General features: G+C 72.2%; 9 protein-coding genes and 1 tRNA gene. All 10 read left to right on the top strand.

Features of this window, described 5'->3' with window-relative positions:
- Positions 1-52 precede the first annotated feature (52 nt).
- Positions 53-487, top strand: a complete 435-nt coding sequence (locus tag ACWDSL_RS20885) for an ATP-binding protein (protein WP_089512875.1) — start codon at positions 53-55, stop codon at positions 485-487.
- A gap of 346 nt (positions 488-833) precedes the next feature.
- Positions 834-3,290, top strand: a complete 2,457-nt coding sequence (locus ACWDSL_RS20890) for a sodium-translocating pyrophosphatase (protein ID WP_450487441.1) — start codon at positions 834-836, stop codon at positions 3,288-3,290.
- Positions 3,291-3,619: 329 nt separating this feature from the next.
- Complete coding sequence (locus ACWDSL_RS20895) at positions 3,620-4,213, top strand: small secreted protein (protein ID WP_450487443.1); 594 nt, start codon at positions 3,620-3,622, stop codon at positions 4,211-4,213.
- Between the two features lie 169 nt (positions 4,214-4,382).
- Positions 4,383-5,948, top strand: coding sequence for a DUF7059 domain-containing protein (locus tag ACWDSL_RS20900; protein ID WP_450487445.1), 1,566 nt, complete (start codon positions 4,383-4,385; stop codon positions 5,946-5,948).
- A gap of 234 nt (positions 5,949-6,182) precedes the next feature.
- Positions 6,183-6,380, top strand: a complete 198-nt coding sequence (locus ACWDSL_RS20905; RefSeq protein WP_089512874.1) for a hypothetical protein — start codon at positions 6,183-6,185, stop codon at positions 6,378-6,380.
- A 210-nt stretch (positions 6,381-6,590) separates the two neighbouring features.
- Positions 6,591-9,473 (top strand): type I DNA topoisomerase, encoded by a 2,883-nt coding sequence (topA, locus tag ACWDSL_RS20910; protein ID WP_450487447.1) that lies wholly within the window; start codon positions 6,591-6,593, stop codon positions 9,471-9,473.
- 243 nt (positions 9,474-9,716) lie between these two features.
- A complete protein-coding gene (gene tmk, locus ACWDSL_RS20915) occupies positions 9,717-12,989 on the top strand; it encodes a dTMP kinase (RefSeq protein WP_450487449.1) in 3,273 nt (1,090 codons plus the stop codon).
- 95 nt (positions 12,990-13,084) lie between these two features.
- Positions 13,085-14,347 carry a DNA polymerase III subunit delta' gene (locus ACWDSL_RS20920; RefSeq protein ID WP_450487451.1) on the top strand — a complete coding sequence of 421 codons (1,263 nt, stop codon included), beginning with the start codon at positions 13,085-13,087 and terminating at the stop codon, positions 14,345-14,347.
- Between the two features lie 145 nt (positions 14,348-14,492).
- The gene (locus ACWDSL_RS20925) at positions 14,493-16,034 is read left to right on the top strand and encodes an alpha/beta hydrolase (RefSeq protein ID WP_450487453.1); all 1,542 of its coding nucleotides are present in this window, start codon (positions 14,493-14,495) and stop codon (positions 16,032-16,034) included.
- A 107-nt stretch (positions 16,035-16,141) separates the two neighbouring features.
- Positions 16,142-16,215, top strand: a tRNA-Thr gene (locus ACWDSL_RS20930).
- Positions 16,216-16,268 lie beyond the last annotated feature (53 nt).

The raw sequence follows: 16,268 nt of genomic DNA on the forward strand, positions 1-16,268 counted from the left end.
CGGCTCCGCCCGGCCCCCTGAGATGCACGCCCATACGCCCGAGGGGGATGGCATGGCCACCGTCGAACTCCGCTTCAGTGCCCTGCCCGAGCACGTCAGAACCGCACGCCTGGTGGCGGCGGCCGTGGCGCGTCGGGCCGGGGTGGACGAGGCCGTGCTCGACGAGGTGCGGCTTGCGGTCGGCGAGGCATGCACGCGCGCGGTCGGGCTCCACCTGAGCAATGGGGTGGAGGCCCCGGTGCGGGTGGTCCTGACCGACGAGGAGAAGAAGTTCTCCATCGAGGTCGGCGACGAGTCGCCGACATCCGCCGGGCTGACGCCCGGCTCCCATCCCGACGTGGACGAGGAGCCGGCGGCCGAGGGAGAGGACGAGATGGGGCTCGCGGTCATCAGCGGGCTGGTCGACGACGTCGAGGTGACGACGAGCGAGACCGGCGGCCGTATTCGGATGAGCTGGCCCACCGCTCCCCAGTCCCTTCTGCCGTAGCTCCACAGCTCGCGCCGGGGTCCATAGCGGACGTCGGCGCAGGGTGCTCCGCCCTGCTCTGGCCATGCGCTGAGCAGGGCTTTTTATATGACACTGAGATCGTTTATAGAGATCATTATCTATGCGTCAGCGAATTAGGTGCCTTCCTTCATCCGAGGGAATTACTGAGGCCGAAACCTATTGATCTTCGCTGGTGCAGGCGAATTCCTATTCCGGCGCCCTGTTTTGATCTGGTGCCGCTCCCTACAATCCGTCCACATCTTGAGCTCAGGACGCCTGAGCGTGGCGGCTCTTCTGCGGTCGCAGAACTGCTGCGCGCCCATGTGCCAAACGTCAAGGAGGACGAATGGCGGGGCAACTCACCCCTCATCCGCTGGACCTTCCCCCAACCCTGGCCGCCGCAGAACTGACCGATGACAACAGAGTGATCGTGCTGGTGATCGCCGCGGTCGCGGTGGCGGCACTCGCGGTCGCGGTGACGCTGGTACGACAAGTGCTCGCGGCCGGCGAGGGCACCGAGACCATGAAGAAGATCGCCGCGGCGGTCCAGGAAGGCGCGAATGCCTATCTGGCCCGGCAGCTGCGCACTCTCGGCGTATTCGCCGTCGTGGTGTTCTTCCTGCTCATGCTGTTGCCGGCGGACGACTGGAAGCAGCGCATCGGGCGATCGGTGTTCTTTCTGATCGGCGCCGGATTCTCGGCGGCCACTGGCTATATCGGGATGTGGCTCGCGGTGCGCAGCAATGTGCGGGTCGCGGCCGCCGCCCGTGAGGCGACACCGGAGAAGCCGTCCGGGGCGGCTCCTCCCGTCAATGGGAGTTCTCCCTCTTCCACGCCCCCTTCCGCGGGCGAATCGGGTGTCGATCTGACGGCCGTCTCGCACAAGGCGATGAAGATCGCATTCCGCACGGGCGGCGTGGTCGGCATGTTCACCGTCGGTCTCGGCCTGCTCGGCGCCTCCTGCGTGGTGCTGGTCTACGCGGCCGACGCACCCAAGGTGCTCGAAGGCTTCGGCCTGGGCGCGGCCCTGATCGCGATGTTCATGCGTGTCGGCGGCGGCATCTTCACCAAGGCCGCCGACGTCGGTGCCGACCTCGTCGGCAAGGTCGAAAAGGGCATCCCGGAGGACGACCCGCGCAATGCCGCGACCATCGCGGACAACGTCGGCGACAACGTCGGGGACTGCGCGGGCATGGCGGCTGACCTGTTCGAGTCGTACGCAGTGACCCTGGTCGCCGCGCTGATCCTCGGCAAGGCCGCCTTCGGCGACTCGGGCCTGGCGTTCCCGCTGCTGGTCCCGGCCATCGGCGTGGTCACCGCCATGATCGGCATCTTCGCCGTGGCCCCGCGGCGCTCCGACCGCAGCGGCATGAGCGCCATCAACCGCGGCTTCTTCATCTCCGCGGTGATCTCGCTGGCGCTGGTGGCGGTCGCGGTCTTCGCCTATCTGCCGTCCAGCTACGCGGACCTGGACGGCGTCACCGACCGCGCGATCCTCGGCCACGGCGGGGACCCGCGGGTGCTCGCGCTCGTCGCCGTCGCCATCGGCATCGTGCTCGCCGCGCTCATCCAGCAGCTCACCGGCTACTTCACCGAGACCACCCGGCGGCCGGTACGGGACATCGGCAAGACGTCCCTGACCGGTCCCGCCACGGTCGTGCTCTCCGGGATCTCGCTCGGGCTGGAGTCCGCGGTGTACTCGGCGGTGCTGATCGGCCTCAGCGTCTACGGCGCGTTCCTGCTCGGCGGCACCTCGATCATGCTGGCGCTGTTCGCGGTCGCGCTGGCCGGCACGGGCCTGCTCACCACCGTGGGCGTCATCGTCGCCATGGACACCTTCGGCCCGGTCTCCGACAACGCCCAGGGCATCGCCGAGATGTCCGGCGATGTCGAGGGCGCGGGCGCGCAGGTGCTCACCGACCTCGACGCGGTCGGCAACACCACCAAGGCGATCACCAAGGGCATCGCCATCGCCACGGCGGTGCTCGCCGCCGCCGCGCTCTTCGGCTCGTACCGCGACGCCATCGCGGAGGCGATCGCCGAGACGCATACGACCGTGGCCGGGAAGATGAACCTGAGCCTGGACATCTCGCAGCCGAACAACCTCGTCGGGCTCGTCCTCGGCGCCGCCGTCGTCTTCCTCTTCTCGGGGCTGGCGATCAACGCGGTGTCGCGGTCCGCCGGTGCCGTGGTCTTCGAGGTGCGGCGGCAGTTCCGCGAGAAGCCCGGGATCATGGACTACAGCGAGACGCCCGAGTACGGGCGGGTCGTGGACATCTGCACCAAGGACGCGCTGCGCGAGCTCACCACGCCCGGCCTGCTGGCCGTGCTGGCGCCGATCGCGGTCGGCTTCACCTTCGGGGTCGGCGCGCTCGGCTCGTTCCTGGCGGGCGCGATCGGCACCGGGACGCTGATGGCGGTGTTCCTGGCGAACTCCGGCGGCGCGTGGGACAACGCGAAGAAGCTGGTGGAGGACGGCCACCACGGCGGCAAGGGCAGCGAGGCGCATGCGGCGACGGTGATCGGCGACACGGTCGGCGACCCGTTCAAGGACACGGCCGGCCCCGCGATCAACCCGCTGCTGAAGGTCATGAACCTGGTGGCGCTGCTGATCGCCCCGGCGGTCGTGAAATTCTCCTACGGCGACAACGCCAGCCCGGGCCTCCGGGCCGGGATCGCGACGCTGGCCTTGTTGATCATCATCGCAGCCGTGTACATGTCGAAGCGGCGCGGTATCGCGGTGGGTGACGAGGGCAACTCCGAGCGGGTGGGGAAGTCAGCCGACGCCGCGGTGGTGTCCTGACCCGGGGGAGCGGGCCGTGGGCCGGCGGGGGAGAGCCCTGCGACAGGCGGGCGGACAGCGTGCGTCGGCACGCTGTCCGCCCGTTTCCGCGTCCGGCCCCGGGGCGAGCGGGTCCGGCCCCGGGCGAGAGCGTCCGGGCTCAGGCTCGGGGCGTAAACAGGCTTCCGGGCACAGGATCTGGGCTCAGGATCCGGTCCCAGGGTTTGGCCCCAAGGTGAGGCGGAAAGCACACCTGGCTTGGTTCAAATGGCTTCAGAAGGTCTCATAAGGGACGCTCATCCCAGGGCCCCGGCCGCTCGGCCGTGTATGTTCCGGGGCCGAGAAGAGCCATGGAAGGGACCAATCCGGTGAACAAGAAGCTTGTGGCGGCACTGTCCGGCGGTGCGGCACTCGTCGTGGCGCTGACCGGCTGCGGAGGCGGCGGGGGCGAGAGCAACAAGAAGGCCAACGACTGGGCCAAGACGGTCTGCGACGAGGTGCAGCCGCAGCTGAAGAAGATCCAGAGCGCCAACGCCGCGATCCAAGGCGCGTCCGATGAACCGGACTCCAAGAAGCTTCAACAGACCGACTCCCAGGCATTCGGCGATATCTCCGAGGCGTACGCGGCGCTCGGCAAGGCGGTGCAGAACGCGGGCCCTCCGCCCGTCGAGGGCGGTGAGCAGACCCAGAAGCAGGCGGTCAAGGAGCTGAACAGCACCTCCAAGGCGTACAAGGACCTCCAGACGGCCGTCGACAAGCTCGACACCTCGGACAAGGCGAAGTTCGCCGCGGGCCTCAACAGCATCGCCGACGACCTCAAGACGCTCAGCAATTCGGGTGACAAGGCCCTGCAGAAGCTGCAGGAGGGTGAGGTCGGCAAGGCGATGGCCAAGCAGCCCGGCTGCCAGAAGCCCAAGGGCACCAGCACCGCGTCGCCGTCCTGACCGACGCAGCCGACGTAATCGACGCAGTCGTCGTAACCGACGTCACCGCACGGGCGGCGCGCCCTCACCATCGCGCCGCCCGCCGCCGCCCGCCAACCAGCAGGCGCCACCGCCCAACTGCCCCGGCCCGGCGTCGCCCGCTGTCAGTGGTGCCCCCGACAATGGGGGCGTGAGTACGCACCGTCTCCCCAGCCCCGCCGACCCCCAGCGCATCCCCCGCCTGCGCGGCGCGCTGCTGGCCGCCGCCTTCACCGCCGACGGCCTGCTGGACCTGCTCGGCGCGCCCGCCTACGCCGCCCTGGCGCGCAGCGAGACAGTCCCCGCCCTGCGCGCCACGCGGGGCGACAGCCCGCTGGAGACGCTGGTGCGGCTCTTTCTGCTGCAGCGCCCGGTGGCGTACGGGCGGGCGGCCGCCGCCCTGCCCGCCGAGGACTGCCTCGCCGACGGCTGGCTGGTGCGCGACGGCGACGAGGTGCGGGCGACGGTGGACGTGCGCCCGTACGGCGGCCCGCAGGGCGAGGACTGGTGGATCGTCTCCGACCTGGGCTGCGCGGTGGGCGGCGCGGGAGGCATCGGCGGGCCCGGCGGCGCGCCGGGCGGCGTGGACCGCTCCGGGCTCGTCCTCGGGGTCGGCGGGGCGTCCACGACCCTCGCCGGTCTCACCGTCCGCGCCCCGGTGGCCCGGGCCCTCGACCTGGGCACCGGCTCGGGCATCCAGGCGCTGCACGCCTCCCGCCACGCCGCCTCCGTGACCGCCACGGACACCAATCCGCGCGCCCTGCGCATCGCGCGGCTGACCCTCGCCCTGTCCGGCGCGGCGGAGCCCGATCTGCGGGAGGGCTCGCTCTTCGAGCCGGTCGCCGACGAGACGTACGACCTGATCGTCTCCAATCCGCCCTTTGTGATCTCGCCGCCTTCCTCCGGGCGGGACCGGCTGGTCTACCGGGACGGCGGGATGTCCGGCGACGATCTGTGCCGCACCCTGGTCCAGCGGTCCGCCGACCACCTCACCGACGGCGGTTGGTGCCAGCTGCTGGCCAACTGGCAGCACGTGGAGGGGGAGGACTGGCGCGAGCGGATCGCCTCCTGGGTGCCCAGCGGATGCGATGCGTGGATCGTGCAGCGCGAGGTGCAGGACATCACGCAGTACGCCGAGTTGTGGCTGCGGGACGCCGGCGCGCATCTCGCCGGCCCCGCCGAGTACGCCGCGCGGTACGACGCCTGGCTGGAGGAGTTCGAGGCCCGTAGGACCAGGGCCGTCGGGTTCGGTTGGATCACCCTGCACAAGTCCGGGGCCGAGCGCCCCGCCGTGACCGCGGAGGAGTGGCCGCACCCCGTGGAGCAGCCGCTGGGGGACGCGGTCGTGGGCCACTTCGCGCGGCAGGACTTCCTTCGTACGCACGACGACGCGGCGCTGCTGGCCGCCCGCTTCCGGCTGGCCGACGAGGTCGTCCAGGAGCAGGTGGGGCTGCCCGGGGCGGAGGACCCCGAGCATGTGGTGCTCCGTCAGAACCGTGGCATGCGGCGGGCGACGAAGGTGGACACGGTCGGCGCGGGGTTCGCGGGGGTGTGCGACGGCACGCTCAGCGCGGGCCGGATCCTGGACGCGATCGCCCAACTGCTCGGGGAGGACCCGGTGGTGCTGCGCGACCGTACGCCCGACTCGATCCGCCTTCTGGTCGAGCAGGGGTTCCTGCATCCGGTGGACGAGCCGGTGGACGGGGCAGCGGATTAGTCGCGGACGAGCCGACGCGACGGACGGAGGGGAGCAGCCGATGGACGAGCCAGTGGACGGACGGGGGAGCGGGGGGTAGTGCGCCGGAGCGCGTACGACGCTCCGGGAGCCGCCCGGATGGCAAGAAGTTGCCACTCGGAGGCGTGATCATGGCCGGAAGGGCCGGAAAGGCGGGTCGTGCGCTGTTCACCCGTGGTTCGCGCGTACGCCTTCCGTGGGTGCCACCCTCTGCCCATGGAGAGGGGACCCGCGATCTTCGCCGGTACGGCATTTGTCGTGTTCGGCGCCGCGCTGCTGCTGTGGACAGCGGCGCGCACGCGGCTGCGTGCGCCGGTCGCGCACGGTGTGAGCCCTGTCGCTTCCGCGGTCCTCTCCGTTCTCTTCGGCACCGCCGCGCTGGGCGGCGGGATCTGGTGCCTGGTTTACGCCTGACAGGGCCCTTGCGGGGCGCCGAGTGCCGGTCCGGGCGGCAGACAGGACGCTTGTCGGGTTACCGTTCGAGTGGCGTTGCGGGCTTTTTCCGTTTGACACGGGGCCGGGAGGTACCGTCACACTCCGCAGCGTCACCGTAGTGGTGTACGAGTACGCGTAACCCGTGAGTAGTGCCCGTTCACCGAGCGTCGACCGGAGAGAAGAGCGAAGTTGTCCCCGACCAGCGAGACCGCACAGGGCGGCCGCCGACTCGTCATCGTCGAGTCGCCTGCCAAGGCGAAGACGATCAAGGGCTATCTCGGCCCGGGCTACGTCGTCGAAGCCAGCGTCGGGCACATCAGGGACCTGCCGAACGGTGCGGCCGAGGTGCCCGACCAGTACACCGGGGAGGTCCGCCGCCTCGGTGTGGACGTCGAACACGACTTCCAGCCCGTATATGTCGTCAACGCTGACAAGAAAAGCCAGGTCAGGAAGCTCAAAGAACTGCTCGCCGACTCGGACGAGCTCTTCCTGGCCACCGATGAGGACCGCGAGGGCGAGGCCATCGCCTGGCACCTCCAGCAGGTGCTCAAGCCCAAGGTGCCGGTCCGCCGGATGGTCTTCCACGAGATCACCAAGGACGCGATCCGCGCCGCCGTCGCCAATCCGCGCGAGCTGAACCAGCGGCTGGTCGACGCCCAGGAGACCCGCCGTATCCTCGACCGCCTCTACGGCTACGAGGTCTCGCCGGTCCTGTGGAAGAAGGTCATGCGCGGCCTGTCCGCGGGCCGCGTCCAGTCGGTCGCCACCCGCCTGGTCGTCGAGCGCGAGCGCGACCGCATCGCCTTCCGCTCCGCCGAGTACTGGGATCTGACCGGCGTTTTCGCGACCGGCCGGACCGGTGACACCAGCGACCCCGGCACCTTCGGCGCCCGGCTGACCGCCGTTGACGGCCGCCGTGTCGCCCAGGGCCGCGACTTCACCTCGACCGGGCAGCTCAAGGGCGGCGCCCAGGTCCTGCATCTGGACGAGGCGGGGGCCCGCGGGCTGGTCACGGCCCTCGCGGACACCGCCTTCACGGTGCGTTCCGTCGAGTCCAAGCCGTACCGCCGCTCGCCGTACGCCCCGTTCCGTACCACCACCCTGCAGCAGGAGGCCAGCCGCAAGCTGGGCTTCGGCGCCAAGGCGACCATGCAGGTGGCGCAGAAGCTGTACGAGAACGGCTTCATCACCTATATGCGTACGGACTCCACCACCCTGTCCGAGACGGCGGTGGCGGCGGCCCGGGCGCAGGTCACCCAGCTGTACGGCGCCAATTTCCTGCCGGACAAGCCGCGCACCTACGCGGGCAAGGTCAAGAACGCCCAGGAGGCCCACGAGGCCATCCGCCCCTCGGGCGACCGCTTCCGCACCCCGGCGGAGACCGGCCTCAGGGGCGACCAGTTCCGGCTGTACGAGCTGATCTGGAAGCGGACCGTCGCCTCCCAGATGAAGGACGCGGTCGGCAACTCCGTCACCGTCAAGATCGGCGGCCGGGCGAGCGACGGCCGTGACGCCGAGTTCTCCGCCTCCGGTAAGACGATCACCTTCCATGGCTTTATGAAGGCCTATGTGGAGGGCGCGGACGACCCGAACGCCGAGCTCGACGACCGCGAGCGGCGCCTGCCGCAGGTCGCCGAGGGCGACCGGCTGGCCGCCCAGGAGATCACCGCCGACGGCCACGCCACCAAGCCCCCGGCCCGCTACACCGAGGCCTCGCTGGTCAAGGAGCTCGAAGAGCGCGAGATCGGCCGCCCCTCGACCTACGCCTCGATCATCGGGACCATCCTGGACCGTGGCTATGTCTTCAAGAAGGGCACCGCACTGGTCCCGTCCTTCCTGAGCTTCGCCGTGGTCAACCTGCTGGAGAAGCACTTCGGCCGACTGGTCGACTACGACTTCACCGCCAGGATGGAGGACGATCTCGACCGCATCGCGCGGGGCGAGGCCCAAGCCGTGCCGTGGCTCAAGCGCTTCTACTTCGGCGAGAGCGCCACCGCGCCCGGGGCCGAGAGCGGCGCCGCACCGGGGGCCGTGGGCGGCGCTGCCGATGCCGGAAACGGCGACGGCGACCACCTCGGCGGCCTGAAGGACCTGGTCACCGACCTCGGTGCGATCGACGCCCGCGAGATCTCCTCCTTCCCCGTGGGCGACGGCATCGTGCTGCGGGTCGGCCGCTACGGCCCGTACGTCGAGCGGCCGACCGAGACCGAGGGCGCGACCGGGCAGCGCGCCGACGTCCCCGACGACTTGCCGCCGGACGAGCTGACCGTTCAGTACGCGGAGGAGCTGCTCGCCAAGCCGAGCGGCGACTTCGAGCTCGGCACCGACCCGCAGAGCGGCCGCAAGATCGTCGCCAGGGACGGCCGCTACGGCCCGTACGTCACCGAGGTGCTGCCCGAGGACACCCCGAAGACCGGCAAGAACGCGGTCAAGCCGCGCACCGCCTCGCTCTTCAAGTCGATGTCCCTGGACACGGTGACCCTCGAGGACGCGCTGCGGCTCATGTCGCTGCCGCGCGTGGTGGGCACCGACGCCGAGGGCGTCGAGATCACCGCGCAGAACGGCCGCTACGGCCCGTATCTGAAGAAGGGCACCGACTCGCGTTCGCTCGAAGGCGAGGAGCAGCTCTTCACGATCACCCTCGACCAGGCGCTCGCGATCTACGCGCAGCCCAAGCAGCGCGGCCGGGCCGCGGCCAAGCCGCCGCTGAAGGAGCTGGGCACCGACCCGGTCAGCGAGCGGCCGGTCGTCGTCAAGGACGGCCGCTTCGGCCCGTACGTCACCGACGGTGAGACCAACGCGACGCTGCGCCGCGACGACGACGTCGAGACGATCACCCCGGAGCGCGGCTACGAGCTGCTGGCCGAGAAGCGCGCCAAGGGTCCGGCCAAGAAGACCGCCAAGAAGGCGGCGGCCAAGAAGACGACGCCAGCCAAGAAGACGGCGGCGAAGAAGACGACCACCGCCAAGAAGACCGCCGCCAAGAAGACGACCGCGGCCAAGAAGACCGCGGCGAAGAAGACGGCGACGGCGGCCAAGGCGGCCACGAAGCCGGCGGCCAAGGCCGACTGACCAGGGTCGGCCGAGGCCGGCTGGTCCGGGTCGGCTGAGGTCGGCTGTTCGGGTCTGCTGAGGCCGGCTGGACCAGGTGGCCGAGGCTCACCGGACCTGGCGGCCGAGGCTCGCGGGATTCGGCGGCCGAGGCCCGCCGGACCCGGTGGCCGAAGGCGGCCGAAACCGGCGGATCACGCGGACGCCCGCCCGTCTGTTCGGGCGGGTGGCCGTCTATTCACGTGATCCGGATAGGCTTGCGGGATGACGCGAGAGCAGCCAACGGACGTGACCACCACATCCGGCGCCCTTGCGGCGGATTCCCGCGAGCGTGCCGTACGAGCCCTGCTGCGCCATCCGCCGCTGCGCCGCCTGTGGAGCGCCCAGCTCGTCGGTGGCACGGCGGACGGGCTGGCCGTACTGGTGCTCGTCCTGCTTTCGCTGCAGGCATCCGTCGCCACGGGCGCCTTCGGCGACGGCTACCGCGGCGCGGCCTTTGCCGTCGCGGCGGTCCTGGGCGTGCGGCTGCTGGCGACGGTGCTGTTCGGGGCGGTGCTGCTCGGTCCGCTGTCCGCGCTGGTCGGGCCGTCGGGCCCGCTGGACCGCCGCTGGACCATGATCGGCGCGGACGCGGTGCGGATGGCGCTGCTCGTCGTCGCCCCGCTGTGGATCGACTGGACCCCTGACGACGCCGTCGCCTGGCTGCTCATCACCACCTTCGTCATCGGCGTCGCCGAGCGGCTGTGGACCGTGGCCAAGGACGGCGCGGCGCCCGGGCTGCTCCCGGCCCCGCCCGCCGAGGGCGCGGCCGTCCGCCCGCTGCCGGACCACCTCGACGCGCTGCGCCGGCTGTGGCTCCGTACGAACTTCGTCACGCTGCCCATCGCCGCCGCCGCGCTGCTCGTCGCCACGCTCGTCGCCAGGCTGCTGGCCACCGGCGTCGTGTGGTTCGACGGCCACCAGGCGGCCCTGGGCTCGTATGTCGGCGCCGGGCTGTTCTCCGCCTCCGTGTCGATCCTGTACTTCGTCGAGCTGCCCGGCGTGCAGACCCCCCGCGCGCGCTCCCCCCTGGAGGGGCTGCGCCGTCCGCGCGCCGCGTCCGGCTCCGGCCCCGACAAGGGCCGCACCGGCGCCATCCCGCTGCTGGTCCTCGCCTGCGCCGCCGTCGCGGCCGCGGTGGCGGCCGCCGTGGGCGTGGCCGCGCTGCAGGCGGTCGACCTCGGCGGCGGGCCGGCCGGCTTCTCGCTGCTCGTCCTGGCTCTCAGCGGCGGCCCGGCCGTCGGCATCCGCTGGGCCCCCAAGGTTCTGCCCGGCCTGTCCCGGCGCCGCCTGCTCGCGCTGGCGATCGCGCTGACCGGGCTGTCGCTGCTGGTCGCGGGCCTGGTCCACGACACCACGACCGTGGTGCTGATCGTCGTGGTCGCCGGGGTCTCGGCGGGAATCGCCGCCAACATCGGCCACACCCTGCTCGACCAGGAGTCCGAGGAGTCCCGCCGGGCCCGTACGACCGAGCACCTGCATGCCGTCGTCCGCGTCTTCGTCGGGCTCGGTGCAGTCGCCGCCCCGCTGCTGGCCGCCGCGATCGGACCGCACCGGCTGGGCAGCGGCGACTTCGTCTTCGCCCACGGCGGCGCGGCCTTCACCCTCATGCTCGTCGGCGCGCTGCTGCTGCCCGTCGCCGCCCTCGTCCTCGGCAAGACCGACGACCGCCAGGGCGTACCGCTGCGGCACGATCTGCGCGAGGCGCTGCGCGGCGCCGACCCCGTGGAGGCACCGACCGGGACCGGCTTCTTCATCGTCGTCGAGGGCGGCGACGGAGCGGGCAAGACCACCCAGGTCGAAGCGCTCGCGGAGTGGATAAGGGGCAAGGGCCACGAGGTCGTGGTGACCCGCGAGCCGGGCGCGACCGCCATCGGCAAGCGACTGCGCTCGATCCTGCTCGACGTCTCCTCGGCCGGGATCTCGCACCGGGCGGAGGCGCTGCTGTACGCGGCCGACCGCGCCGAGCACGTCGACTCCGTGGTCCGCCCGGCGCTGGAGCGCGGCGCGGTCGTCATCTCGGACCGCTACATCGACTCGTCCGTCGCCTACCAGGGCGCGGGCCGCGACCTCGCCCCGACCGAGATCGCCCGCATCTCGCGCTGGGCGACCAACGGCCTCGTACCGCATCTGACCGTGCTGCTCGACGTCGCGCCGGAGACCGCGCGGGAGCGTTTCACCGAGGCCCCGGACCGGCTCGAGTCCGAGCCCGCCGAGTTCCACCAGCGGGTACGGAACGGATTCCTGACCCTCGCGGCCGCCGACCCGGCCCGCTACCTCGTCGTCGACGCCGGCCAGCTGCCCGAGGTCGTCACCGCGGTCGTACGCCACCGCCTGGACCTGGTGCTGCCGCTGTCCGAGGCGGAGGTGAAGGCCCAGGAGGAAGCCCGGCGCAAGGCCGAGGAAGAAGCGCGCCGCAAGGCCGAGGAGGAGGCCCGCCGCAAGGCGGAGGAGGAGCGGCTGGAGCGCGAGCGGCAGGAAGCCCTCGCCAAGGCACGCGCCGAGGAAGAGGAGCGCAAGCGCCGCGAGCTGGAGGAGGCCCGGCAGCGCGAGGCCGAGCGGCAGGCGGAGGAGGCCCGTAAGCGGGCCGAGGACGCCCGTCGGCGCGCCGAGGAGGAGCGCAAGCGCATCGAGGCCGAGGACCGGGCCCGCGCCGCCGAGGAGGAGCGGCGCCGCATCGAGGCCGAGGAGGAGGCCAGGGTGCGGGCCGAGGCGGAGGAGCGCCGCCTGGAGGAGCAGCGCAAGGCGGAGGAGGCGCTGCTGCGGGCCGAGCAGGCGCGGCTGGCGGCGGAGGCGGACCGGTCCCGGTCCGCGAGCACGCCGTCCGCTTCCCCATCAGAGGGCGCTTCCGCGGGTGCTTCCCCGACGGCCAGGGCTGACGCGCCGACCGTCGAGACCCCGGCCGCGGTCCCGCCGCCGGCCCCCGCCCCGGCCGACGACGCGGATACGACGGACACCGTTCAGACGCCGCGCGTCGACCCCCGGAGCGCCCGCCCCGGCGAAGGGGCCGCGGACGCCGACGCGACCGCCGTGCTGCCGCCCGTACGGCCGCAGGGCGGCTCGGACGCGGAGGAGACGGCCGTACTGCCGATGCCGCCCTCCCCGTCCGCGCCGCCCGCTCCGCCGACGGGCGCGGCGGATGAGACGGCCGTGCTGCCGCCCGTACGGGACGACCGGCCGGCGGATTCCGGAACGGCCGAGTCCCGAACCACCGAGTCCCGGTCCGGCGATCCGGCCGACCGGGTGCCGCCGTGGCTGTTCCGGTCGGAGGAGCGGCAGGGCGGCCAGGGCGGACAGGGCGGTGAGCAGGGGAACGAGCGCACCCGCGAGCTCCCGCAGTTCGGCGAGGGGCAGCCGCCCCGCCAGGCCGAGTCGTCGAGCCGCCCCCGGCAGCGCCGCCGCCCGGAGTGGGCGGAGGAGACCCCGCTGGACGACCTGCCGACGCTGGCCGACGAACTGCTGGGCCCGCGTGACGACGAGGACGGGCGCCGCCGCTGACCTGGTGGGGCCACCCGCGCTGTCAGTCCTTGTCAGTGCCTGTCGGTGGAGTGGCCCACAATGGGATGCCGTAGGGACGAGCGGCGGAGGCGGGCATGGCGGTGTGGGACGACCTGGTCGGACAGGACCGGGTGGCGAGCCAGCTGACCGCTGCCGCGCGTGACGCGGACGCGCTGGTCACGTCCGCCGCGTCCGCCGCCTCCGAAGGCAGGTCGCCCGGCGCCGGGAGCGAGCCGCCCGCCTCGCCCGAGGCGCCCCCCGCCGCGTCGAAGATGACCCACGCCTGGCTGTTCACCGGCCCGCCCGGCTCCGGCCGTGCCGCCGCCGCCCGCGCCTTCGCCGCCGCGCTGCAGTGCGTCAGCCCCGACCGGGCGCTCGGCGGCGCCCCCGGCTGCGGCTTCTGTGACGGCTGCCACACCGCGCTGGTCGGCACGCACGCCGACGTCGAGGTGGTGCGTACGGACCAGCTGAGCATCGGTGTGAAGGAGACCCGCTCCCTCGTCCGCCGTGCCCAGCTCTCACCGGCCGGCGGCCGGTGGCAGGTGATCGTGCTGGAGGACGCCGACCGCCTGACCGAGGGCGCGGGAAACGTTCTGCTGAAGGCCGTCGAGGAGCCCGCGCCCCGTACGGTGTGGCTGCTGTGCGCGCCGTCCCTGGAGGACGTGCTGCCCACGATCCGCTCCCGCTGCCGGCTGCTGACCCTCCGTACGCCGCCGGTGGACGCCGTCGCGGACCTCCTCGTCCGCCGGGACGGCATCGAGCCCGGGCTCGCCGCCTCCGTCGCCCGGGCCACCCAGGGCCATATCGACCGGGCCCACCGGCTGGCCACCGACGAGCGGGCGCGGGCCCGCCGTGCCTCGGTGCTCAAGCTGCCCCTGCGGGTCGACGACGTGGGCGGCTGTCTGAAGGCCGCCCAGGAGCTGATCGACGCGGCGACCGAGGACGCCAAGCAGGTCGCGGAGGAGACCGACGCCAAGGAGACCGAGGAACTGCGCGCCGCCCTGGGGGCCGCCGCCGGGACGGGCGGACGGCTGCCGCGCGGCACCGCCGGAGCCATGAAGGACCTCCAGGACCGCCAGAAGCGCCGCGCGACCCGCACCCAGCGCGACAGCCTCGACCTCGCCCTCACCGACCTCGCGGGCTTCTACCGGGATGTGCTCGCGCTCCAGTTCGGCTCGCGTACGGCCCTCGCCAACACCGACGTTCAGGACGCGCTGGAGCGGATCGCGGCCGGCTCCAAGCCGGAGCGGACACTGCGCCGGATAGAGGCGGTCAGGGCCTGCCGTGAGGCGCTGGACCGCAATGTGGCGCCGCTGCTGGCGGTCGAGGCGATGACCATGGCGCTGCGCGCGGGCTGAGCCCGCGGCACCCGCGCTCACCCGTACGACTGTCCTACGAATGTGCCTTTGTCCACAGGCGTCATCCACAGGCGTGTCTGCAAATGAGCACGGAACGCGTCGATGCGGCTACGCTCCGGATATCCGACCGAACCGAGGACTGCCGATGGACATCAGCCGCAGCGCGCTCCGCGCCATCAGTGCCGCCTTCGTGGCCGTCGCCCTGCTGCTCGCCGGCTGCACCTCCGGCGCAGCCTCGCCGCGTACCCCATCGTCGACCAAAGCGGCGACCCGGGCCGCCCTCGCGGCGTACTACGAGCAGAAGCTGAGCTGGCACGCATGCCGCGGGGGCGCGGGCTTCGAGTGCGCCACGCTGAAGGCCCCGCTGGACTACGCCCGGCCGGACGACGGCCACGACCTGAAGCTCGCGGTGTCCCGCAAGAAGGCCAGCGGCCCCGGCAAGCGGCTCGGCTCCCTCATGGTCAACCCCGGCGGCCCGGGCGGCTCCGCCATCGACTATCTGCAGAGCTACGTGGGCATCGGCTATCCGGCCCGGGTCCGCGCCCGCTACGACCTGGTGGCCATGGACCCGCGCGGGGTGGCCGCCAGCGAGCCCATCACCTGTCTGGGCGACAAGCAGATGGACGCCTTCACCCAGACCGACCAGACCCCCGACGCCCCCGCCGAGACCCGCAGCCTCGTCGCCTCGTACCAGAAGTTCGCGCGCGGCTGCGCGGCCCGCTCGGGCGAAATCCTCGGCCATGTCTCGACCGTGGAGGCGGCGCGCGACATGGATCTGCTGCGGGAGGTCCTGGGCGACCGGAAGCTCACCTACGTCGGCGCCTCGTACGGCACCTTCCTCGGCGCGACCTACGCCGACCTCTTCCCGCGCCGCGTCGGCCGCCTCGTCCTCGACGGCGCACTCGACCCGGCGCTGACCTCCGAACAGATCAACCGCGACCAGACCGCCGGCTTCGAGACCGCCTTCACCGCCTTCGCCAAGGACTGCGTGCGCCGGGCGAGCTGCCCCCTGGGCACCCGGGACGTCCCCCAGGCCCGCGAACGGCTCGCGGCCTTCTTCACCCGCCTGGACACCCACCCCGTGCCCACCAACGAGTCCCGCCGCCTCGGCGAGTCCCTGGCCACCACCGGCGTCCTCGCCGCCCTCTACGACGAGGGCGCCTGGCCCCAGCTGCGCACCGCCCTCCGCTCGGCGATGCGCGGCGACGGCAGCGGCCTGCTCACCCTCGCCGACCTCTACTACGAGCGCGACGGCGACGGCTCGTACGCCAACCTCATGTACGCCAACCCCGCCGTCAACTGCCTCGACCTCCCACCCGCCTTCCGCACCCCCGCCGATGTCCGCAAGTCCCTCCCCGCCTTCCAGAAGGCATCCCCCGTCTTCGGCAAGGCCCTCGCCTGGTCCGCCCTGAACTGCGCCTACTGGCCCGTGCACCCCACCGGCACCCCCCACCCCCTGCACGCCAAGGGCGCCGCCCCCATCGTCGTCGTCGGCACCACCCGCGACCCCGCCACCCCCTACACCTGGGCCCGCTCCCTGGCCTCCCAGCTCACCTCCGCCACCCTCCTCACCTACAACGGCGACGGCCACACCGCCTACGGGCGCGGCAGCGCCTGCATCGACACCGCCATCGACACCTACCTCCTGACCGGCACCCCGCCCCCTTCTGGTAAACGCTGCACCTGACCTGCGCCAACGCTATGCACCCGGGCCGTGATCAACCTCGTACGGAGCACCCCTCGAAACTGTGTAGACTTGTCTGCGCTGCTGATGCCAGTCTGGCCAGGCAGTATGCCGCCTTAGCTCAGTTGGCCAGAGCGACGCACTCGTAATGCGTAGGTCAAGGGTTCGATTCCCTTAGGCGGCTCAGAAAATGCCTGGTCACAGGCCGTTCGCGTCACTGCCCGGTGGGTCTCCTGC

This window comes from Streptomyces sp. NPDC000941, assembly GCF_053599555.1.

Coding starts and splice junctions, on each gene's coding strand:
- ACWDSL_RS20885 (WP_089512875.1), top strand. CDS start 53: ATGGCCACCGTCGAACTCCGCTTCAGTGCCCTGCCCGAGCACGTCAGA.
- ACWDSL_RS20890 (WP_450487441.1), top strand. CDS start 834: ATGGCGGGGCAACTCACCCCTCATCCGCTGGACCTTCCCCCAACCCTG.
- ACWDSL_RS20895 (WP_450487443.1), top strand. CDS start 3,620: ATGGAAGGGACCAATCCGGTGAACAAGAAGCTTGTGGCGGCACTGTCC.
- ACWDSL_RS20905 (WP_089512874.1), top strand. CDS start 6,183: ATGGAGAGGGGACCCGCGATCTTCGCCGGTACGGCATTTGTCGTGTTC.
- tmk (WP_450487449.1), top strand. CDS start 9,717: ATGACGCGAGAGCAGCCAACGGACGTGACCACCACATCCGGCGCCCTT.
- ACWDSL_RS20920 (WP_450487451.1), top strand. CDS start 13,085: ATGGCGGTGTGGGACGACCTGGTCGGACAGGACCGGGTGGCGAGCCAG.
- ACWDSL_RS20925 (WP_450487453.1), top strand. CDS start 14,493: ATGGACATCAGCCGCAGCGCGCTCCGCGCCATCAGTGCCGCCTTCGTG.